The sequence below is a fragment of the Acidaminococcales bacterium genome (genome assembly GCA_031290885.1).
In the GTDB taxonomy this organism is placed as follows: Bacteria; Bacillota; Negativicutes; order Acidaminococcales; family JAISLQ01; genus JAISLQ01.
This window is the reverse complement of the sequence record JAISLQ010000012.1, coordinates 1-21,144: the sequence shown is the minus strand read 5'-3', so window position 1 is coordinate 21,144 and position 21,144 is coordinate 1. Positions and strand designations below refer to the sequence as shown.

The following is a 21,144-nucleotide window of genomic DNA, read 5'->3' as shown; positions in this document are numbered from 1 at the left end:
CTCAAGGCGGCCCGCCTTGCGCGCGGGGGCGAAGGACGGCGGTCATTCCATACCCGGGTTATCTCGGCTGTATGAAGAAATAATAAGGAGGATTAGAGAATGGCAAATGAAAAAATACTGGAAGGGTTGAAAGCGTACAACGCCGCAGTGGAAAAGACGCTTGCAAAATCACCCGAACGTACCAACCTGGAGGTAAACAGGCTTTATACCCCGCTTGACATCGAAGGTTTCGATTACGAAACCAACTTGGGGTTCCCCGGCTCGTACCCGTTCACCCGCGGCGTACAGCCAACCATGTATCGCGGCCGTTTCTGGACCATGCGCATGTACGCCGGTTTCGCGACCGCCGCCGAATCCAACAAACGTTACCGCCTGCTGCTGGAAAGAGGCGGCTCGGGACTTTCCTGCGCCTTCGACCTGCCGACGCAGATTGGCTATGATTCCGACGATCCGATTGCCGAAGGCGAAGTCGGCAAAGTAGGCGTCGCCATTGACTCCCTGGAAGACATGGAAGTGCTGTTTGACCAAATCCCGTTGGGCAAGGTTTCCACTTCAATGACCATCAACGCCCCGGCGGCCATCCTTTTGGCCATGTACATCGCGGTGGCCGAAAAACAGGGCGTGCCGGCCAGCCAGCTTAACGGCACCATCCAAAACGACATATTAAAGGAATATTCGTCGCGCGGCACTTATATTTTCCCGCCCGCCCCTTCCATGCGCCTCATCACCAATATATTTGAGTATTGCTCGCAAAACGTGCCCAGATGGAACAGCATTTCCATTTCCGGCTATCACATCCGCGAAGCCGGCGCGACGGCCGCCCAGGAAATCGCCTTCACCATCGCCGACGGCATAGCCTATGTCGAGGCGGCGTTGAAAGCCGGCATGGACATAGACGATTTTGCCGGCAGTTTGTCCTTTTTCTGGAACGCCCACAACAACGTGCTGGAAGAGGTCGCCAAATTCCGCGCCTCCCGCCGCGTCTGGTCCAAACTCATGAAAGAGCGTTTCGGCGCGAAAAAGCCAAAATCCCAGATGCTGCGCGTACATACCCAGACCGCCGGTTCCATGCTGACCGCCCAGCAGCCTGACAACAACGTCGTCCGCGTGGCTTTGCAGACGGCCGCCGCCGTAATGGGCGGGACGCAGTCCCTGCACACCAACTCCAAGGACGAGGCGCTGGCTCTTCCGTCGGAAGCGTCCGTAACCGTCGCCCTGCGCACCCAGCAGATAGTCGCGGAAGAAAGCGGCCTGGCCGACGTAGTCGACCCGTTGGGCGGCTCCTATTATGTGGAAGCGCTGACCGACAAAATAGAGGCCGAGTGCTGGGACTACATCAAAAAGATTGACGATCTCGGCGGCGCGCCGGTCGCCATCGAAAAAGGCTATATACAGCGGGAGATCCAGGAAAGCGCCTACAAATGGCAGATGCAGGTGGAAAAAGGCGAGCGCGTCATCGTCGGCGTGAACAAGTACGTAGACAAGAAAGAAGTGCCTCCGAAAGACCTTCTGCGTGTGGACGCTTCCGTGGGCGAAGGCCAGAAGAAGCGCTTGGCCGCTTTAAGGGCCAAACGCGACAATGCCGCCGTAGACGCGGCGCTTGACGCGCTGGAAGAAGGCGCCAAGGATGAAAAAGTAAACCTTATGCCGCTCATTCTTACCGCAGTTAAAGCCTACGCCACCGAAGGCGAAATTTGCAAACGCCTGCGCAAGGTGTTCGGCGAATACAAAGCCATCAGCACATTATAATTGAGAAGAGATTTTAGGGAGGGAATTATATAATGGCAGAGAAAAGGATTAGAGTATTGGTCGCGAAGCCGGGCCTTGACGGGCACGACCGCGGCGCCAAAGTGGTTGCCCGCGCCCTGCGCGACGCCGGTTTTGAGGTTATATACACAGGCATACGCCTGACCCCGGAACAAATCGTGGAAACCGCCCTGCAAGAAGACGTCAACGTGGTGGCGCTCAGCCTTTTGTCCGGCGCGCACAACACGCTTTTCCCGGAAGTTACCAAACTGCTGAAAGCAAAAGGGCTAAACGACGTGCTGGTCGTCGGCGGCGGCGTTATTCCCGACGCGGACATCCCCGGCCTCAAAGAGGCCGGCATTGCCGACATCTATACGCCCGGGACGCCCACCAGCAAGATAATCGAATTTATCAAGGGCAACGTGAAATAACGGCGGCAAAGGTTTGCGGCAGCTCGGCCTTGCGCCGGCTGCCGCAAGGCCGGCGCGCCGCGAAAGGCGTCAGGCAGTCCGGGGAGAAGGCGCCATGGCCGTCTTGGCGGCAAATGGTTTCATTTGTCAAAACAGCGGGCACAGATATCTGGACAACCGGCAGGGCTTGGCCGCCGGGCAGGCAGAACGGCCGACATCATTCTTCAAGGCGGTGTACCTAATGGATATTGTTAAAGGCGTACTGGGTAGATCACGATTGGCGGCGGCCAAAGGCATAACCGCCGTTGAAAATGAATATCCGGAAGCGACGGGTATAATGCAAGCCCTCTATCCGCATACCGGCCGGGCATATATACTCGGAATAACCGGGCCGCCCGGCGCCGGGAAAAGCACATTGACAGATAAACTGGCCAAAGAATACCGCAAACGCGGCAAATCGGTAGGCATTATTGCGGTTGATCCTACAAGCCCGTATTCTGGCGGCGCTATCTTGGGCGATCGCATCAGAATGATGGACATAGCTATGGACGAGGGCGTATTTATCCGCAGCATGGCTACCCGCGGCAGCCTCGGCGGCCTGTCGCAAAAGACGGCGGATGCCGTGAAAGTTTTGGACGCTTTCGGCTGCGACATTATCATAATCGAAACGGTTGGCGTTGGGCAATCGGAAGTCGACATTGTAAAAACAGCCGACACGACCATGGTGGTCCTTGTCCCTGGCCTGGGTGACGACATACAGGCGATAAAAGCGGGCATTCTCGAGATAGGCGATCTTTTCACCATCAACAAGGCCGATCGCGAAGGCGTGGAGAAACTGCATATTGAGATTGAGATGATGCTGGAACTTAGCGGCAGCAAAGGCTGGAGGCCTCCGATCAACCGCACCGTCGCCAGCGAGAGCGAGGGCGTGCTGGAGGTCATTGACTCCATAGAGGCGCACGCCAAGTATCTCAAAGAATCAAATGAGTTAAAGGCGCGCCGGGCGGAGAGCATAAAGACGGAACTTCTGGCCATGATCGCCGAGCGCATAAGGCGGCACATCAACAAGACGGTTACGGAAACGCGTGATTTTGAAAAGACCATCGTCCGCCTGCAGCAACGGGAAATAGACCCTTATTCCATCGCCGACGATATACTTGACAAAATTCTTAAATAAACGGCAAAGTCAAACAAATAATAATTGACAAACAAATAAAAATTAGGGGGAAGTTCAATGAGTTTTAAAGTATTGTGCATTGACCACATCGGCATCGGAGTGAAAAACCTTGACGCCACGAAGAAGCTTTACCAGGACACTTTCGGCATACAGCCGCTGCCGGAGGACGAAATTGTCGCCCCGCAGAAAGTAAAAGTCAGCTTTTTCCCGCTCGGCCCGGCCGGCGAGCTGGAATTTTTGGAATCAACCGAGCCGGACGGCCCGATCGGCAAATTTATGGCTGACAAAGGCGAAACCGCCATACAGCACGTCGCGCTCCGCGTCGACGACATCGGCGCGGCGCTTGCCGATCTGGAAGCCAAAGGCGTGCGCCTGATCGACAAAAAGCCCCGTTACGGCGCGGCCGGTTCCGCCATCGCTTTCCTGCACCCGAAATCGACCCCCGGCATACTTGTGGAGATTTGCGAGCGCAAACCGCACAAATATAAATTCGACCCCGTGACCAAAGATCTCATTGAATAAGCAAGAGACAGCAGCAAGAGCAGTTGCCGAAAACTATATGGAGGTGTAATGATTTGTCAACTCAAGCAAGGATTGAGGATTTAAAAAAGCGCGCGGCGAAAATACTTGCCGCGGGCGGCCAGAAACGCGTCGACAAACAGCACGAAAGCGGTAAGCTTACCGCGCGCGAAAGGATCGACATACTTTTGGACCAGGGCAGTTTCGTGGAACTGGATCGTTTTGTCGCCCACCGCTGCACGAATTTTGGCCAGGAGAAAAAAGAACTGCCGGGCGAAGGCGTAACGACGGGCTATGGCACCATCGACGGACGGCTTGTCTATGTGTTTGCCCAAGATTTTACGGTGGAAGGCGGCTCGCTGGGCGAAATGCACGCGGCCAAAATCGTCAAGGTGCTTAATCTCGCCCTCAAGATGGGCGCTCCGGTAGTCGGCCTCAACGACTCGGGCGGCGCGCGCATTCAAGAAGCGGTGGACGCCTTGGCCGGTTACGGCAAAATATTCTTTGCCAATACCATCGCCTCCGGCGTCGTGCCGCAGATATCGGCCATTATGGGCCCATCCGCCGGCGGCGCGGTATATTCGCCGGCCCTTACCGACTTTGTCTATATGGTCAAAAACTCCAGCAAAATGTTCATAACCGGCCCGGAAGTCGTAAAATCCGTAACGGGCGAAGTGGTAACGCAAGAAGCCCTGGGCGGCGCCATGACGCACAACAGCACCTCCGGCGTCGCGCATTTCGCGGCGGAAAACGACGAGGACTGCCTGAAACAGATAAGGCACCTTCTGAGCTTTTTGCCCAGCAACAACCTCGAGCCGGCGCCGATCGTGGAGACCGGCGACGACCCGCAGAGGACCGACCCCGCCCTCAATGCCTTGCTGCCGGACAATTCCAACATGGCCTACGACATGAAAGACGTGATCAAGAGCATAGTGGACAACGGCGAATTCTACGAATCGCAGCAATATTTCGCGCAAAACATCATTACTTGCTTCGCGCGCATGGACGGGCAGACCGTTGGCATCATCGCCAACCAGCCGAAAGTCATGGCCGGCTGCCTTGATTACAACGCCGCCGACAAGGCCTCGCGCTTCATCCGTTTCTGCGACGCTTTCAACATCGCGCTTTTGAACCTCGTGGACGTGCCGGGCTTTTTGCCGGGCGTCCAACAAGAATACGGCGGCATCATCCGCAAAGGCGCGAAGATGCTGTACGCTTATTCGGAAGCTACCGTGGCCAAAGTTACGCTGGTTACCAGAAAAGCCTACGGCGGTTCTTACCTGGCCATGTGTTCGCAGGATTTGGGCGCGGACCAGGTAATTGCCTGGCCGACGGCGGAAATCGCGGTTATGGGGCCGGCCGGCGCGGCCAACATCATATTCAAGAACGACCCTGACGTGAAAGCCAAGACCGAAGAATATGTCGTCAACTTCGCCACCCCCTACCAAGCGGCCATACGCGGCTTCGTCGATTTGGTCATTGAGCCGAAGGACAGCCGCCCGGCTATCATCAACGCCCTGCACATGCTGGAATCCAAGCGTGAATCCCGCCCGGCCAAACGGCACGGGAACATTCCGCTTTAAAGCAAAGCGCATTACATTTACGAACAGAGAGGTGAACTTATGGGTTTCTCAGGCACAGCTAAACCGGAAGAGCAAAGGCCGGCTGCGGCGCCGGCTTCTGCGGCGCCAGCCGCCCCTTTGTCGCCAGCCGTTGGCGGCGATTTAATCGCGGTAGTGGCGGCCGCCATAGCGGCCTATGACGGCGGGGGAGAAATTTCGCCGATAATCGGCCGCTTAAGCAGCCCCGGCTGGACGAATTACGCTCGGATAGAGACCGTTACCACCCGCGACCAGATGTTTTAAGGAAAGCACATAAAATGATAAATATTAAGGAGGCAAGCTCTTAATGAGAAAATTTAACGTAACTGTTAATGGTCAGTCCTATGAAGTAGACGTGGATGAAATCGGTGGGGCGGCGCCCGCCCCCAGAGCGGCAGCGCCCAAAGCGGCGGCTCCGGCCGCGGCTCCTGCTCCGGCGGCAGCTCCGGCTCCGGCTCCGGCTCCGGCTGCGGCAGCGCCCAAAGCGGCGGTTCCGGCTGGCGCCTCGACTGTCAAGGCTCCCATGCCCGGCAAAATACTCGAGATCAAAGTCAAGGTTGGCGACAAAATAACCCGCGGGCAGGTACTTTTGGTGATGGAATCGATGAAGATGCAAAACGACATCCCTTCGCCGTCGGAAGGAACTGTAACGTCCGTCAACACTACGGTGGGCGCGAGCGTCGCGTCCGGCGACGTATTGGTTGTATTGGGCTGACGACAAGAAGCAAGGGACATAAAAAAAGGGCCTCCTGCGGGAGGCCCTTTTTTGCGCCGCCAAACGGGCGGATGGGCGGCGCAAAAAGAAAATTTGCCAAAACAGGCGCGAAAAAACACCCGTCCGGCGCAAAATCTGCTATAATTAATTAGTTGTTTCCTTCAGGGCAAGTTTTATTCGGGGCGTGATTCCCATGAAGATTTTCCTGGCTTCAGCCTCGCCGCGCCGCAAGGCGCTGCTTGAACAGATAGGGCTGGACTTTGCCGTGTCCGAGAGCGATTTCGCGGAATTTCCCCCGGGCGCGTTCGCGCCGGAGGAACTTGTGCGAAAAAACGCCGCCGGCAAGGCGGCCGGCGCCAAATTGGGAAAAGGCGCGCCCGTGCTTGCCGCCGACACGGTAGTAACGCTTGACGGCGCCGTCCTTGGCAAACCGGGCGGGAAGCGGGAAGCGGCCGCCATGCTGAAAATGATTTCAGGCCGCCGGCACCGGGTCCTGACCGGCGTGTGCCTTTGCGTCCAAGAAAGGGCGTGGGAATTTGTGGAAACAACGGATGTTTATATGCGCGAGCTTGCCGACGAGGAAATAGACGCTTACGCGGCGACGGGGGAACCTTTGGACAAAGCCGGGGCTTACGCGATACAGGGGATGGGCGCTCTTTTCGTTACCCGTGTGGAAGGATGCTATTTCAATGTGGTGGGGCTTCCTTTGGCGGGGCTTTTTAATTTGCTGAAAGAGGCTGGGATTGCTTTTGAGTATAAAAAAACTGCCGCCCGATGACCGCCCCCGGGAGAAGATATGGGCAAAAGGCGTGGGCGCGCTCTCCAACGCCGAACTTTTGGCGGTGCTTTTGCGCACGGGCGGACGGGACAGGTCCGCGCTCGACATTGCCAGGGCGCTGGCCGCGACCCCGGAACAATTTGCGCGCCTGAAGCTGATGAAGCCGGCGGAATTGGCCTTGGAAAAAGGCATAGGGCCGGCCAAAGCGGTCACCGTAGTCGCGGCCCTGGAACTGGGGAGGCGCCTGGCGCACGGGGATGGGCAGGAACGGCTGTCGGTCGGCGGCACGGCGGACGCGGTGGCGCTTTTGGCGCCTAAACTCAGGTATGAAGAAAAAGAAGTATTTTTGGCGCTTATGTTAGGGGCCAAAGGGCAAGTGCTGGCCATTGAGAAAATCGCGCAAGGGTCTTTGCTCTCCTCGGTGGTACTGCCGCGCGACATATTCCAGGCGGCCATCATGCACCGCGCCGCCGCCGTCATTGTCGCGCACAACCATCCGTCGGGCAACCCCAAGCCAAGCGGCGCGGACAGAGAACTGACGCGCCGGGCCGTTGGCGCGGGGGGCATAATGGGCATAGCGGTCATCGACCATATCATAATCGGCGAAGGCAAATATTACAGCTTCAGCGAGCAAGGGCTTATTTAAAATTGGGAAAGGGGCTCCGGCATCATGTTTGGCATATTTAATTCTTTTTCCAAGGATTTAGGCATAGATCTTGGCACGGCCAATACCTTGGTATATCTTAAAGGGCGGGGGATCATCATCCGCGAGCCGTCAGTCGTCGCCATTCAAAAAGACAGCAACGAACTTTTGGCGGTAGGGGAGGAAGCCAAGAAGATGCTGGGCAAAACGCCCGGCAACATCGTGGCGAGCAGGCCGATGAAAGACGGCGTGATCGCGGATTTTGACACGGCATCTTCCATGCTGAAATACTTTATCAAAAAAGCCAACGGGGGCAACCGGCTTGTTCGGCCGCGGGTGGTCGTGGGCGTCCCGTCGGGCGGGACGGAAGTGGAAAAGCGCGCGGTCATCGACGCGACGATTCAAGCGGGCGCCCGCGAGGCGCATCTCATCGAGGAGCCAATGGCGGCGGCCATTGGCGCCGGGCTGCCCGTACAGGAACCGACCGGCAGCATGGTGGTCGATATCGGCGGCGGCACGACGGAAGTGGCGGTCATTTCCCTCGGCGGCATAGTGACAAGCCATTCCATCCCGATCGGGGGCTATAAAATGGACGAGGCGATCGTGCAATATATCAAAAAGGCAAACAACCTCATGATCGGCGAGCGCACTGCGGAGGAGGCCAAGATCAATATCGGGTCGGCGATTGCGCCGGACGTGGAGGAAAACTATGAAATACGCGGCCTCGATTTGATGCAGGGCCTGCCCAGGACGATAGTGGTCAGCGCCAAGCAAGTGCAGCAGGCGCTTAGCGAGCCTGTGTCCAGGATCATCGAAGCGGTGAAAAACACCCTGGAACGCACCCCGCCGGAGTTGGCGGCCGACATAATGGACAGGGGCATCGTCATGACCGGCGGCTCGTCCATGCTGCGCAAACTTGACAAACTTTTGAGCAACGAAACAGGCATGCCGGTCTACTTGTCGGAGGAGGCTTTAGATTGCGTGGTCCTTGGCACGGGCAAGGCGGTTGAGCGCATTGACGTTTACAGCAAAGGGTTTATAGCGTCGCGGCATAGTTAGGCGGCCTTTTCTACGCTTCCATGGAGGTTTCGGCAAATTATGAGAAGAGTTCGTGGCCGAAAAAATTTAGTTTTGCTGGCCGCGCTTTTGCTTGTCGCGGCGCTGGCCGTATCGGAGGCAGGCGGGATGGTGCATTTCCCTTTGCTGCGGTCTTTGCTGGTGAACGTCCTGGCGCCGGTCGATTCCGTTCTCAGCAGCGTCGGCAACGCGGCGGGGCAAGCCGGGCGCATGCTCGGCTCGATCATGTACGTATATGAAGAAAATGAAACGCTGAAAAAGGAAATCGCGGATTTGCGGCGCGCCAATATGGACGCGGCGGAAATTTGGGCGGAAAACGGCCGGCTGCGCGAGCTTTTGAACTTTAAGAAAAGCCAGCGCCGCCATATACTTTTGCCGGCCAAAGTGGTAGGGTTCAATCCGGGCGGGCTGGAAGGCAGCTTGATCATTGAACGCGGCAAAAAAGACGGCATTGAGCGGGAAATGTCGGTAGTTACGGCCAACGGGCTGGTGGGCAGCGTAGTGGAAGTGTACCGCGCCTCCGCCCGCGTGCAGCTCATGCTGCATCCCAAATCGGCGGTCGGCGGCATTGTGCAGCGGCCGGCTTCCAGGGTGTCCGGCATCGTCAGCGGGAACGCCAGCACCCCTTTTGCCCCCAATCTCCTCAACCTGGCGCGCGATGCCGACATAGTGGTTGGCGACACCATACTGACCTCCGGGCTGGGCAGCATTTATCCTAAAGGGATTGTCATCGGCGTGGTGGCGAAAGTGGTGAACGCCGAGGGCGGGCTTCTTAAATATGCGGTTATTGAGCCTACGGTGGACTTTTCCCGGCTGGAAGAGGTGATGGTCATCGTCAACGCGCCCAATTACGCGGAAACCGGCGCCCCCCCGGAAAAGGCGGTAGCCGAACGGTGAATTTGCTGCTCAACTGGCCTGCCGCCATAATAGCGGTTGTTGCCCTGCAAACTACCTTTTCGCATTTTTTGTCTGTTTATGGCATAAGGCCGGACATCCCGCTGGCCTTTGCAATTTTCGCCGGAACGGCCGCCGGGGGCACGGCCGGGATGACGGCAGGTTTTTTTGTCGGCTTGTTTTGCGATCTTTTGAACATAGGCTTTTTTGGCTTTAATATTTTTTTCCTGTTTTTCGTTGGCCTGTGCTCCGGGGCAATGCAGAAAAAAGTTTTTAAAGACAACTGCCTGTTCCCCTTGTTTTTGAGCGCCGGCTTTAACGTCGCGCGGGAAGCTGCGTGGGCGGCGGCGCTTTTTCTGTGCGGCTACCGGCTGACCGATACGTCCGCGCTCCTGTCGGCGGCCTTTGGGCGGATAGCGTACAACATATTGCTGGCCCTGCCTTTGTTTTTCTTGTTTGGTAGGATAAGGCGGCTTGTGAAAAGATGACGGGGTAGTTTTATGCTTACGAAAAAATACGCCTATCGGTTTGAATGTATAAGTTTGCTGGGGGCGCTGCTTTTTTTGGTCCTGGCCTGCCGGGTCGCCTATTTGCAACTATATGAAGGCGATTATTACAAAAGGCAGTCCGACGGCAACCGGACAAGGCTGACGCCGATCATGGCGCCGCGCGGCCTGTTCTATGACCGCAACGGCGTGCCGCTGGTGAACAACCGGCCGGGCTTTACGTTGGTGGTGAACGCGAGGGAAACCGGCTTTACGCCGGAAGTGGCCAAGCGCCTGAGCGAAATCATCCATGTCCCGGATAGCGCGATCATGCAAAAAATCGAGAAAAACAAGGACAATTTTGAGCCGGTGCTGCTAAAGAGCGACCTCACGCCGGAGATGATGACGCAGATAGAAGAAAAGCGCGCCGTCCTGCCGGGGGCCGCGATCATTGTGCAACCTTTGCGCACCTATCTTTTCGGCGAAACGGCCGCCCACGCCATAGGTTATGTGGGCGAGATCAGCGAAGCGGAACTGAAAAGCCTCAAAGGCGAAGGATACATGGCCGGCGGCATAATCGGCAAGATGGGGCTGGAACAGTATTACGACAACACGCTGCGCGGGCAGGACGGCGGGAAAAGGGTGGAAGTTGACGTGGCCGGGCGCGTCGTGCAAGAGATCGGCAAACGCGAGCCGTCGCCCGGGCACAGCATTTACCTGACCATTGACATCGAAGTGCAGAAAGCGGCCGAGAGCGCCCTAGACAAACATTTGGCATGGCTGCGCAAAAACGGCGGCAGCCCCAACGCCTTTGCGGCCGCCGTAGTCGCGCTTGACCCGCGCGACGGCGCCGTGCTGGCCTTGGTCAGCCGGCCGGCTTTTGACCCGAACCTATTTGTCTCCGGCATTTCGCAAAAAGATTGGGACGCGCTGAGCCGCAACCCGTACAACCCTTTGAACAACAAAGCGATCAGCGGCGAATACCCGCCCGGCTCGACCTTTAAGATGGTAACGGGCGCGGCGGCCTTGGAACTGGGCAAGGTAACGCCGCAGGAGAAGATATTCGACGCCGGCTATCACAGGGCGGTGCCGCAAAAGGGCAACTACGGCGGCGGCGCGTTGGGCTGGATTGATTTTAACGAAGCGCTGATAAAGTCCGACAATGTATACTTTTACGAAATGGCCTACCGGCTGGGGCCGAACAACATAGAAAAATTCGCGCGCGGGTTTGGCTACGGCCAGCGGACGGGGATAGATCTTTTCGGCGAAGCGGAAGGCATCGTGGCCAGCGTGGAATACAAAAAGCGGACGCTCAAGGAAGATTGGTACTTGGCGGAAACCTTTGACGCGGGGATCGGGCAGGGCTTTCAGCTGGCCACCCCTTTGCAGATGGCCGTTTCCATAGCGGGCATCGCCAATGGCGGCATCCTTTACCGGCCTTATTTGGTCAGCCGGATCGTATCTGACAAAGGGGAACTGGTGGAACGCATAGGGCCTGAACAAAAAGGCCGGCTGCCCATATCGGCGGAAACCGGCCGCATAATCAAAAAGGCTTTGCGCGCCGTGGCGCAGGAAGGCGGCACGGCTTGGCAGCTGGCTGATTTTCCCATACCTATGGCCGGCAAGACCGGCACTTCGGAAAACTCGCACGGCCGCGACCACGGCTTGTTTGTCGCCTACGCTCCGGCGGACGAGCCGGAGATAGCCATCGCCGTGCTGGTGGAACAGGGGGGCTACGGCGCGTCCGCCGCCATTCCCATCGCCAAAGATATTCTCGGGCAGTATTTCAACGTCAAATAGGGCAAAGGCCGGCAAAAAGAAAATAGCGCGGCAGGATTTTAAGCCCGGGCGGCGAAGATAACAATGTATGCTAAGAAATGCCGGTTTGGTTGTCTTTTACTTTGATTAAGGCGGATACACGCAAATGAAGGACACGGTGGTTTTAAAAGGCGACAGGGACGGCCTTTTTCTGGTGGTAAACTCAGAAAGGCCATTTTCCGACATTCTTTTGGCGCTGGAAGAGAAGCTCAAAACCTCAAGCGAATTTTTCACAAAGACGCCGGAGCCCCCCTTGGTGCGCTACAAAGGCGAGCGCTGCCTGACGCGCGGCGAAGGAGGGCAGCTTTGCGAGCTGCTTGACCGTTACGGAATCGTTTACGACGCCGATTTTTCCCGCGGCGCCCAACCCGCCGGGCAGACAGGCGGCGAGGAAAAAGGCGGGCGCGCCGAATGCAACGTGAACGAAATGGCATATTTTTTGAGCCCCTTGGTTTTTGAAATGGAAATGATGGCCAAAGATAACGAAGCGGAACAGCCGGCTTGTCCGCCGCAGGAGGATGGGCGCGAATCCGGGACGGATGGGCTGCCGGCGGCGCCGGCGGACGACGGGCGAGCCGGGCCGTGCGCGGCGGAAGAATTATGGCTGTGGAAAGACCAGGGCGCCTGGGTAGAATTGCCGGAACAGCCGCCGGCAAACGACGAAGGCGCATCGGGAGAAGAAACGGGGGGACCCCGGGCGCCCGCAGGACAAGCGGCGGAGGCCGTGCCCCTTCCCGGCGAAGGCAATCGCGCGCGGGCGGATGCGGACGAAGGAGACATGATGGCAAAAAGCATGCTTTTTGAAGACGGCTCCGCGCGGCAAACGCCGGCTGCGGAAACGGCGTCCGCCGCCGCTTCCGCCGTGCCGGAAGAGCCCGACGAAGAGCCGGTCGGGGACATTGTTTTGTCCGAGCGACAGCACGACAACATTGTGAATTACGAGAGCGCGGACAGGCCGGCGCTGACCATTTACCGCACGGTGCGCGGCGGGCAGGAAATACGTTATGACGGGTCGGTCATAGTTTTCGGCGACATCAATCCTACGGCGCGGATATTCGCGAAAAACGACATTATCGTGGCGGGCGTAACGCGCGGGATTTTGTACGCAGGCTGCCGGGGGGACCGTTCGGCGTCGATAGCGGCGGGCAGTTTCAGCGGCGGGCAGATACGCATCGCCGATCTTATAGTCCGGGCGCCGGACGAACCGGCCGGGGCGGTCGGTTTCGGCGTGGCCAGGATATACAACAATCAGATAGAAATAAGGACCATTCGCCGCTGAGGGCAAACTTGCCGCCCGGGCAAGGCCGCGCGGCCGGCGGGCCTTTGGTCAAATTGCAACATATACGATTTGTCGGTGAGGAGGATTTCCCATGGGAGAGGTAATAGTCGTTACGTCGGGCAAGGGCGGCGTCGGCAAGACTACTACGACGGCAAACATTGGCACAGGGTTCGCGCTTTTGGGCAAAAAGGTGATCATGGTCGATGCCGACATCGGGCTCAGGAACCTGGACGTAGTGATGGGGCTGGAAAACAGGATAGTTTATGACTTGGTGGATGTCGTCGAAGGCAATTGCGACTTGAACATGGCGATCATCCGCGACAAAAGGTTTGAAAAACTGCATCTTCTGCCCGCCGCCCAAACCAAGGACAAAAACGCCGTAACCGCCGACCAGATGGGAATGCTTTGCCGTGAACTTATGCTTGATTTTGATTATGTCGTGGTTGATTGTCCGGCCGGCATAGAACAAGGGTTCAAAAACGCGATCGCCGGCGCGGACAGGTCCGTAATCGTAACCACGCCGGAAGTATCGGCGGTGCGCGACGCCGACCGCATAATCGGCCTTTTGGAAGACATGGGCAAAGCCGGCCCGCTTTTGGTGATCAACCGCATAAGGCCGCAGATGATCCAAAAAGGCGACATGATGGACATAGAGGATGTTGTCGAAATATTGTCCATAAGCCTTCTTGGCATTGTGCCCGAGGACGAATATATAGTGGTGTCCACGAACCGGGGAGAGCCGGCGGTAGCCAACCCGTCGTCGATAGCCGGCCGGGCGTACAAAAACATTGCGCTCCGGCTTGCCGGCGAAGAAGTGCCTTTGATGGACATAAGGTTCAAAGAGACCTTTTTGGGCAGGCTCAAGAGGCTATTCGGGTTTTCCTGACAGGAGGGCAAGAGGGTGGGTCTTTTGAGAGTCATTCAAAATGTTATCAGCGCCCGGGAAAAGAAAAAATCAAAATTGATTGCCAAAGAGCGCCTGCGGCAAGTGCTTTTGCGCGACCGCGTAGACATATCGCCGCAATTTATGCGCGCGGTGCGCTATGATGTGGTGGCCGCCGTATCAAGGTACATGGACATCGGCGAGGACGAGGTGCAAATACAGCTTTACGCCGGCGAACACAAAGTGTCGCTGGTAGCCGATATCCCGGTGCTGAAAATAAAGCACTTGGCCAGGCTGCAAATTGACGGCAACAGCAAAAACGGATTGGTGTAACGGCCCATGTCTGACAACAGGTTGCTGCGCAATCTGGATTTTGTCCTCATTGCCGCGGTGGTGTCGCTCAATATGATAAGCGTGGCCATGATTGCCAGCGCAACGCATGTTAACAGCCTGCACGTTGGCGCAAACGAATATGTGCAAAAACAGGCCTTATTTTTTTTGTTGAACTTGGCTCTGGCGTTTTTCTTTTTGCGCTTTGACTACGGACAGCTTGAACATTTGAGCGTGCCTTTGTATATATTCAATATTTTTATGCTGCTGGCGGTCCTGTTCGCCGGGCATTCCGCCCTCGGGGCCCAGCGCTGGCTGCAGATAGGGCCGCTTAGCGTGCAGCCGAGCGAATTTGCCAAAATAATCACGATCGTCGGCCTGGCCAGCATCCTGAACCGCTGCAAGGAAAATTTGGACGGGGCGTTGGACGCGGTGCCGGCGATCGGCTACGTTTTCCTGCCTTTTTTGCTCGTGCTCAGGCAGCCGGATCTTGGCACTTCGCTGGTGTTTCTCTTCATTACCGCCGTTATGCTTTACATAGCCGGCATGCCGGCGCGCTTTTATGGTTACCTTGCCGGCGTCATGCTGGCGCTGACGCCAGTTTTCTGGCATCTGCTCAAAGACTACCAGAAACAGCGCATACTTGTTTTTCTCAATCCGGAAAGGGACCCTTACAATTCAGGGTATCATGTCATACAGTCCAAGATCGCCATCGGTTCCGGCATGCTTACCGGCAAGGGGCTGTTCGCGGGTACGCAGAGCCAGTTGAGTTTTCTGCCGGAAAACCATACGGATTTCATCTTCGCGGTAATCGGCGAAGAACTCGGCTTTGCCGGGGTTATGGTCGTGCTCGTGCTTTACGGCGTAATATTTTATCGGGGGATAAAGATCGCCATGGAAGCCAAAGATGACTTTGGGGCGCTTTTGGCCATGGGGATCGTGAGCATGCTGGCCTTTCACATAGTGGTAAACATCGGCATGACGGTGGGGATAATGCCGGTAACCGGCATCCCGCTGCCTTTCATGAGCTACGGCGTCAGCTCGCTCACGGTCAACATGCTGTGCGTAAGCATATTGCTCAATATAAACATGCGCCGCAGAGGGCTGCTTTTCTGAAATTATGTTTGGAGGCGCAATGATCAACAACGAAGACCTTTTGGCGCGGGTGGAAAAGCCGGGGCGCTATGCGGGCGGCGAACTGAACGCGATCATAAAAGGCCGGGACGGGATAAAAGTGTCTTTCGCCCTGGCGTTTCCTGATGTTTATGAAGTAGGCATGAGCTACCCTGGCTTTAAAATACTTTATCACGTCTTGAATGGCTTGCCGTTTGTACAGGCGGAACGCGTTTACGCGCCCTGGACGGACATGGAGGCCCTAATGCGTTCCAAAGGGCGGCGGCTGGCCGCGCTGGAGACGGGGCGGGAGCTTTCGGCTTTTGACTTGGTGGGGTTTACCCTGCAATACGAACTTACCTACAGCAACATTGTCAATATGCTCGACTTGGGCGCAGTCGCGGTCCTGGCCGCGGCGCGCGGCGAAAAGGAGCCCTTTGTGGTCGGCGGCGGGCCGTGCGTCTTTAATCCCGAACCGCTGGCGGATTTTTTTGACTTTTTTATCGTCGGCGACGGCGAGGAATTGATCGTCGAAACCGCCGCCGCCTGCCGCGACTGGAAAGAAGCCGGGCGGCCGGGCGGCCGGCGGGGATTTTTGGAAGTCTTGGCCCGTCTGCCCGGCATATACGTCCCCTGTTTTTACCAAGCCGAATATACAGGCGACGGGCGGTTCAAGCAATTGACCGCGCAAAATCCGGCCGCGCCCCCCTATATAAAAAAACGCGCCGTGAAAAACCTTGACGCGGCGGGCTACCCTACGGCACCGGTAGTGCCTTTTAACGAAATTATCCACGACCGCATAGCATTGGAAGTGTTTCGCGGCTGCACGCGCGGCTGCCGCTTCTGTCACGCCGGCATGGTTTACCGGCCTTTGCGCGAGCGCAGCGTGGCGCAGCTGAAACGATTGGCGCGCGGCTTGGTTGACAGTACGGGCTACAACGAAATCTCGCTGATTTCGCTCAGTACGGCCGACTACTCCTGCCTGGCGGAATTGCTGGCCGATTTGTCGCTTGATTTTGCGCGCGAAAGGGTAAGCGTTTCCCTTCCTTCCCTGCGGCTCGACAGTTTTTCGATTGAAGTGGCCCAAAAAGTGAGCGGGGTACGCAAAAGCGGGCTGACCTTCGCGCCGGAAGCCGGCACGCAGCGCCTGCGCGACGTCATAAACAAAGGCGTGAGCGAAGAAAACGTGCTGGCGGCGACCTCCGCCGCTTTCGCCGCCGGCTGGTCGTCGCTCAAACTATATTTTATGATCGGGCTGCCGACGGAAACCTTTGCCGACCTTAAAGGCATAGCGGATCTGGCCTTTAAGGTAATTGACGCCGGGCGCCGCCGGTCAGGGCGGCGGGACGTCAAAGCGACGGTGAGCGTTTCGCCTTTTGTCCCCAAGCCCTGGACGCCCTTTCAGTGGGCGGAGCAAGACAGCGTGGAACGGACGAAGGAAAAGCAGCTTTATCTGAAATCTTTGCTATGCAACAGCCGCGCCCTTGCCTATCAATACCACGACCCTCAAGCCGGCGCGCTCGAAGGCCTGTTCGCGCGCGGCGACCGGCGGCTGGGCAGGGTTATTGTCTCCGCCTGGCGAAAAGGCGCGCGCTTCGACGGCTGGTCTGAGCACTTTGATTACGGCCGGTGGCGGGACGCCCTTTCCGAACACGCCCCGGCAGCGCCTTGGCGCCGCGCCTTTGGCGAAGGCGAGCCGCTGCCATGGGATCACGTGCGCCCGGGGGTCGCGCCGGAATACTTGCTTAGGGAATGGAAAAAGGCGCTGAAAGGCGAAACCACCCCCGACTGCCGCCAAGGCTGCGCCGGCTGCGGCGTCTGCCCCGCCCTTGGCGTTGGGAAAACGATGGCGGCGCGATGAAACTGCGCCTGAAAATCACCAAAGAAGGCGGATTGCGGTTCATATCGCATTTGGAATATACGCGGACGCTCGAGCGCGCCGTGCGCCGGGCGAAGCTGCCGGCGGCGTGGACGGAAGGCTTCAACCCGCACATGAAATTGTCGCTGGCGTCGGCGCTCGGGCTGGGCATAGAGAGCCTATGCGAATACGCGGAATTGGAACTGGCCGCGCCGATAGACGCGGCGGCGGCCGCCGCCGCGCTTAGCGCCAAGCTGCCGCAGGGGATCAGGGCGCTGGCCGCCGACGTCGTGGAGAAAGCGCCAAAACTGGCCGCCCTTTTGTCTATGGCATCCTATGCGGCGGATATGCCGGAAGGCGCCCCGGCCGGATTGATAAACAGCGCGGCGGCAGGGTACAACGAGGCGGCGGAATTTTTCTACGACAAAAAAACGGCCCCGGGCAAACCGGCGCGCCGGCTTGACCTGAAAAAACATACCCTTTCCGTGGCTTGTGAAAATTTGCCCGGCCGGACGCGCCTTTGTTTCGACTGCCTGATTGCCGCTTCGGGGTCGCTCAGGGCCAACGACCTCATTGATGCCTTAAACAGCCGGTTCCAACTGAACTTGGACATTTTCGCGGTGCGCATTACCAGAACCGGCCTTTACAAAGAAGGCCGAAAACCCTTGATTGGAGAAGGTTGAAATGAATCGTATCCTGATCAGCGTAACGCCCGGAGAAGTCAGCATGGCACTCGTCGCGGACGGCATATTGCAGGAATATGTACTGGAACGCAACAATGAACAGCGCATTGTCGGCAATATTTTCAAAGGGCGGGTAAAAAACATTCTGAAAGGCATACAAGCGGCCTTTATTGACATAGGGTACAGCCGCAACGTATTTTTTTATAACGGCGACAAATTGGACTTGAGCGAAGGGCAAAGCATTATTGTGCAGATTGTCAAAGACGCCATGGGCTCCAAAGGGCCGCGGGCGGTAACGAGGCCGGCGCTGGCCGGGCGCTACGTAGTGTTTTTGCCTGGCGCCAATTATCTGGGAATATCGAAAAACATCGCCGACCCCGCCGAAAGGGCGCGGCTTAGGGAGATAGCCGTCGCGGGGCGGCCGAAAAAGGCCGGCCTGATCGTGCGGACGGTGGCGGCCGGGCGCGACGCGGAAGCGATCCAAAAAGATATCCGCTATCTGGAGGGATTGTGGAATTCCATCGAGGCGCGATCGCAAAGGGCCAAGTCGCCGGCGCTCCTGCACCGGGAAGCCGATTTGCCCGTGCGGGCGGTAAGGGACTATCTTAATGACGGCATAGATGAAATTGTGGTGGACGATAAAGAAACTTGGCAAATCATCTCGGATCTGGTGTCTTTCAGCTATTCCGACTATAAAGGGCGGATCGTCAACTATCGGCAGGCGGAGCCCATTTACAGCCATTACCGCCTGGACGCGGCCATCGACGGCCTCAACGCGCGCCGGGTCGGCTTAGGATGCGGCGGCTACTTAGTGTTTGATTACACCGAGGCCCTGACGGTGATCGACGTGAACACCGGCAGCTACAAAGGGGAAACCAACCTTGAAGAAACGGCCTTTTTCACCAACCTGCAAGCGGGGAAGGAAATCGCCCGCCAAATCAGGCTGCGCGACATCGGCGGCATAATTGTCATTGATTTTATTGATATGGCAAACGAGGGAAACCGGGACAAAACATTGAAAAACTTAAACGACGCTCTGTCAGGCGACCGCATGAAGCCGCGCGTGTTAGGCATAACGGCGCTGGGGCTGGTGGAGATGACCAGGAAAAAATCCCGCCAGAACACCGCCGCCGCCCTTTTTGCCGAGTGCCCGGTCTGCGGCGGGAGCGGCTATGTAAAATCGCCCGAAACGGTGGCGGTAGCGGTTCGGCGCAAATTGGCCGGCACAACCGGTTCCCGCCCCCTGATTTTGCAAGCGCACCCATTGGTCGCCGAATGGTTCACCAATTGCGAGCTGCAACGGCTGCCGCGCGGCCTGAAGATCAAAGTGCAGGCGGTGGAAAACATGCATCCGGAAACATTTGCGATACTCACCGTTTGACGGGCAAGCGGCGTGCCATGGTTTTGCTTGTTTGCCGCCCCCGTCCGTTTCGCCCCGCGCCATGGCCGTTTGCGCTTGCGGCCAAACGGCGTTCGTCGTTTCGCGGCTGTTTCCCCGGGGACGCCGCGGCCGTTCGGCGCTTTGCCGGTTTTTTGCCGCGCTTTTCCTGCCGCGCTAAAAAAACATGGTTTTTCGCGTAATATTGCCCCCTTTTCGGTTGCCCTGGCTTTGGCCTTGACATTATGGCGCGTGCCGTTGATGGGCAGGGCAGCGTGGGCAAATTGGGACGCAAAGGCGCCATGGTTTTAAACGGGGAAACAGTATGGGCGGCGCAAAGCGCCATGTTCGGGCGATAAATGAGGAGGGGGAACATTGTTAGTAATTTTCGACAAATGCCAAGACCCTTATTTTAATTTGGCCAGCGAGGAATTTTTGCTGGCCGAGCGGCGGTTCGCCCAGCCGGTAATCCGGTTGTGGCAAAATTCCCCTGCGGTAATCGTCGGCCGGTTTCAAAACACCCTGGCGGAAATAAACCGGGAGTTCGTCGCGGAAAAAAGCATAGCGGTTGTAAGGAGAATTACCGGCGGCGGCGCGGTTTATCACGATTTGGGCAACGTAAATTATACCGTCGCGCAGCCGACAAGCGGCAAAATTATTGATTTTGCCCACTTTACCGAACCGGTCATTGAGCTTTTGGCCGGTTACGGCATAAAGGCGGAAAATCACGGCCGCAACGACATCGAGGCATGCGGCTGCAAAATCTCCGGCGGCGCCCAGACGATAAAAGACAACCGGGTGCTGCATCACGGGACACTTCTTTTTGCCGTGAAGCTCGACACGCTGGCGCAGGCCCTGCGCGCGAAAGAACACAAACTTGCCACGCGGGGGGTATCGTCCATCAGGGAGCGGGTCGGCAATATAGTTGATTTCATGCGGCAGCCTTTGCCGGTGGAAGTTTTCCTCAAGGATCTGGAGAAACATTTCCTTAAACAGCCGGGCAGCCGGCCCTATGAATTTTCGGCGCGCGAGCAGGCGGCGATCCAAAAGCTGCGCGACGATAAATATAGCCGCTGGGAATGGAATTACGGGCAGTCGCCTGATTTTAACATTGAACGGACGGTAAAATATCCCTGGGGGGAACTGGCGCTTTTTTTGCTGGCAAAAGGTGGGCGGATAGAAGAAATAAGCGTATACGGCGACTTTTTCTCGCAATCCGACGTGAGGGGGGCTTTTCGCAAATTGCGCGGCGCGGCCCTCGAAGAAGCTTCCCTGCGGGAAAAGATACGGCAAATGGACTTGGCCGCCGTCCTGCCGGAACTTACGGAACAAGAACTGCTGGCGCAGCTTTTGAACGCTGCCTGATACCGTTCTAAGCTTAAATCGGGTTGCTTTGCGGCCAATTTGCCATACTGCTGCGCCAGTTTCCGGGCAGGTTGCATCCAAAGCGCCGTCCTTGCAAACGGCGGCATAAAAAGGCCTTGCCGGGGCGGAATTTTTATTTGACAACGCGGCGCAATTCATATATTATGATAGCGTAAATACATGGCGGCAAAACAAAAACGTCCGTCCGGCGCGTTTTCCCGGGTGGGCGGCGGCAGGCAACATATTGTAGAAAATGTTACCTGCTGTTTTTTCCTTTTGCCAGCAAACACGGGCGTTCCTGTGTTTTGATTTTGTTTGTTCGCGCGGGGCGCATCTCCCCTGAAAGCAGCCGGACGGCTCTACAGGCGGCTTGCAAACGAACGACAGGTAAC

At 57.2% G+C, this 21,144-nt stretch carries 21 protein-coding genes; all 21 read left to right on the top strand.

Going from position 1 to position 21,144, the window contains the following annotated elements; genetic code table 11:
• Positions 1-99: 99 nt before the first annotated feature.
• Complete coding sequence (locus LBO03_01925; GenBank protein MDR3348358.1) at positions 100-1,749, top strand: methylmalonyl-CoA mutase family protein; 1,650 nt, start codon at positions 100-102, stop codon at positions 1,747-1,749.
• Positions 1,750-1,781: 32 nt separating this feature from the next.
• Positions 1,782-2,177: a cobalamin B12-binding domain-containing protein gene (locus LBO03_01920; GenBank protein ID MDR3348357.1), complete on the top strand. Its 396-nt coding sequence runs from the start codon at positions 1,782-1,784 to the stop codon at positions 2,175-2,177.
• Positions 2,178-2,397: 220 nt separating this feature from the next.
• Positions 2,398-3,333, top strand: coding sequence for a methylmalonyl Co-A mutase-associated GTPase MeaB (gene meaB, locus LBO03_01915; protein MDR3348356.1), 936 nt, complete (start codon positions 2,398-2,400; stop codon positions 3,331-3,333).
• Positions 3,334-3,390: 57 nt separating this feature from the next.
• Positions 3,391-3,855 (top strand): methylmalonyl-CoA epimerase, encoded by a 465-nt coding sequence (gene mce, locus LBO03_01910; protein MDR3348355.1) that lies wholly within the window; start codon positions 3,391-3,393, stop codon positions 3,853-3,855.
• 53 nt (positions 3,856-3,908) lie between these two features.
• Positions 3,909-5,435, top strand: coding sequence for a methylmalonyl-CoA carboxyltransferase (locus LBO03_01905; protein MDR3348354.1), 1,527 nt, complete (start codon positions 3,909-3,911; stop codon positions 5,433-5,435).
• A gap of 39 nt (positions 5,436-5,474) precedes the next feature.
• Entirely contained in the window at positions 5,475-5,717 is a 243-nt protein-coding gene (locus LBO03_01900) for a hypothetical protein (protein ID MDR3348353.1), read from the top strand.
• Positions 5,718-5,760: 43 nt separating this feature from the next.
• Positions 5,761-6,168, top strand: coding sequence for a biotin/lipoyl-binding protein (locus LBO03_01895; GenBank protein ID MDR3348352.1), 408 nt, complete (start codon positions 5,761-5,763; stop codon positions 6,166-6,168).
• Between the two features lie 193 nt (positions 6,169-6,361).
• Positions 6,362-6,946: a Maf family protein gene (locus tag LBO03_01890; GenBank protein MDR3348351.1), complete on the top strand. Its 585-nt coding sequence runs from the start codon at positions 6,362-6,364 to the stop codon at positions 6,944-6,946.
• Positions 6,918-7,592 (top strand): DNA repair protein RadC, encoded by a 675-nt coding sequence (gene radC, locus LBO03_01885; protein ID MDR3348350.1) that lies wholly within the window; start codon positions 6,918-6,920, stop codon positions 7,590-7,592. The genes LBO03_01890 and radC overlap by 29 nt, the downstream gene beginning before the upstream one ends.
• Positions 7,593-7,616: 24 nt before the next feature.
• On the top strand, positions 7,617-8,648 hold the full coding sequence (locus tag LBO03_01880; GenBank protein ID MDR3348349.1) for a rod shape-determining protein: 1,032 nt from the start codon (positions 7,617-7,619) through the stop codon (positions 8,646-8,648).
• Positions 8,649-8,687: 39 nt separating this feature from the next.
• Complete coding sequence (gene mreC / locus LBO03_01875) at positions 8,688-9,563, top strand: rod shape-determining protein MreC (protein ID MDR3348348.1); 876 nt, start codon at positions 8,688-8,690, stop codon at positions 9,561-9,563.
• Positions 9,560-10,048 (top strand): rod shape-determining protein MreD, encoded by a 489-nt coding sequence (gene mreD / locus LBO03_01870; protein ID MDR3348347.1) that lies wholly within the window; start codon positions 9,560-9,562, stop codon positions 10,046-10,048. The genes mreC and mreD overlap by 4 nt, the downstream gene beginning before the upstream one ends.
• A gap of 12 nt (positions 10,049-10,060) precedes the next feature.
• On the top strand, positions 10,061-11,845 hold the full coding sequence (mrdA, locus tag LBO03_01865) for a penicillin-binding protein 2 (GenBank protein ID MDR3348346.1): 1,785 nt from the start codon (positions 10,061-10,063) through the stop codon (positions 11,843-11,845).
• 124 nt (positions 11,846-11,969) lie between these two features.
• Positions 11,970-13,142, top strand: a complete 1,173-nt coding sequence (locus LBO03_01860) for a hypothetical protein (protein MDR3348345.1) — start codon at positions 11,970-11,972, stop codon at positions 13,140-13,142.
• Positions 13,143-13,233: 91 nt separating this feature from the next.
• A complete protein-coding gene (gene minD, locus LBO03_01855; protein ID MDR3348344.1) occupies positions 13,234-14,028 on the top strand; it encodes a septum site-determining protein MinD in 795 nt (264 codons plus the stop codon).
• Positions 14,029-14,043: 15 nt separating this feature from the next.
• On the top strand, positions 14,044-14,358 hold the full coding sequence (minE, locus tag LBO03_01850; protein ID MDR3348343.1) for a cell division topological specificity factor MinE: 315 nt from the start codon (positions 14,044-14,046) through the stop codon (positions 14,356-14,358).
• Positions 14,359-14,364: 6 nt separating this feature from the next.
• On the top strand, positions 14,365-15,471 hold the full coding sequence (gene rodA / locus LBO03_01845; GenBank protein MDR3348342.1) for a rod shape-determining protein RodA: 1,107 nt from the start codon (positions 14,365-14,367) through the stop codon (positions 15,469-15,471).
• 19 nt (positions 15,472-15,490) lie between these two features.
• A complete protein-coding gene (locus tag LBO03_01840) occupies positions 15,491-17,329 on the top strand; it encodes a TIGR03960 family B12-binding radical SAM protein (GenBank protein ID MDR3348341.1) in 1,839 nt (612 codons plus the stop codon).
• Entirely contained in the window at positions 17,326-18,009 is a 684-nt protein-coding gene (locus LBO03_01835; protein ID MDR3348340.1) for a TIGR03936 family radical SAM-associated protein, read from the top strand. The genes LBO03_01840 and LBO03_01835 overlap by 4 nt, the downstream gene beginning before the upstream one ends.
• Position 18,010: 1 nt before the next feature.
• Complete coding sequence (locus LBO03_01830; GenBank protein MDR3348339.1) at positions 18,011-19,390, top strand: Rne/Rng family ribonuclease; 1,380 nt, start codon at positions 18,011-18,013, stop codon at positions 19,388-19,390.
• 372 nt (positions 19,391-19,762) lie between these two features.
• Entirely contained in the window at positions 19,763-20,752 is a 990-nt protein-coding gene (locus LBO03_01825; protein MDR3348338.1) for a lipoate--protein ligase, read from the top strand.
• The last annotated feature ends 392 nt before the right edge of the window (positions 20,753-21,144 follow it).

Coding starts and splice junctions, on each gene's coding strand:
- LBO03_01925 (MDR3348358.1), top strand. CDS start 100: ATGGCAAATGAAAAAATACTGGAAGGGTTGAAAGCGTACAACGCCGCA.
- LBO03_01920 (MDR3348357.1), top strand. CDS start 1,782: ATGGCAGAGAAAAGGATTAGAGTATTGGTCGCGAAGCCGGGCCTTGAC.
- meaB (MDR3348356.1), top strand. CDS start 2,398: ATGGATATTGTTAAAGGCGTACTGGGTAGATCACGATTGGCGGCGGCC.
- mce (MDR3348355.1), top strand. CDS start 3,391: ATGAGTTTTAAAGTATTGTGCATTGACCACATCGGCATCGGAGTGAAA.
- LBO03_01900 (MDR3348353.1), top strand. CDS start 5,475: ATGGGTTTCTCAGGCACAGCTAAACCGGAAGAGCAAAGGCCGGCTGCG.
- LBO03_01895 (MDR3348352.1), top strand. CDS start 5,761: ATGAGAAAATTTAACGTAACTGTTAATGGTCAGTCCTATGAAGTAGAC.
- LBO03_01890 (MDR3348351.1), top strand. CDS start 6,362: ATGAAGATTTTCCTGGCTTCAGCCTCGCCGCGCCGCAAGGCGCTGCTT.
- LBO03_01880 (MDR3348349.1), top strand. CDS start 7,617: ATGTTTGGCATATTTAATTCTTTTTCCAAGGATTTAGGCATAGATCTT.
- mreC (MDR3348348.1), top strand. CDS start 8,688: ATGAGAAGAGTTCGTGGCCGAAAAAATTTAGTTTTGCTGGCCGCGCTT.
- mrdA (MDR3348346.1), top strand. CDS start 10,061: ATGCTTACGAAAAAATACGCCTATCGGTTTGAATGTATAAGTTTGCTG.
- LBO03_01860 (MDR3348345.1), top strand. CDS start 11,970: ATGAAGGACACGGTGGTTTTAAAAGGCGACAGGGACGGCCTTTTTCTG.
- minD (MDR3348344.1), top strand. CDS start 13,234: ATGGGAGAGGTAATAGTCGTTACGTCGGGCAAGGGCGGCGTCGGCAAG.
- rodA (MDR3348342.1), top strand. CDS start 14,365: ATGTCTGACAACAGGTTGCTGCGCAATCTGGATTTTGTCCTCATTGCC.
- LBO03_01840 (MDR3348341.1), top strand. CDS start 15,491: ATGATCAACAACGAAGACCTTTTGGCGCGGGTGGAAAAGCCGGGGCGC.
- LBO03_01835 (MDR3348340.1), top strand. CDS start 17,326: ATGAAACTGCGCCTGAAAATCACCAAAGAAGGCGGATTGCGGTTCATA.
- LBO03_01830 (MDR3348339.1), top strand. CDS start 18,011: ATGAATCGTATCCTGATCAGCGTAACGCCCGGAGAAGTCAGCATGGCA.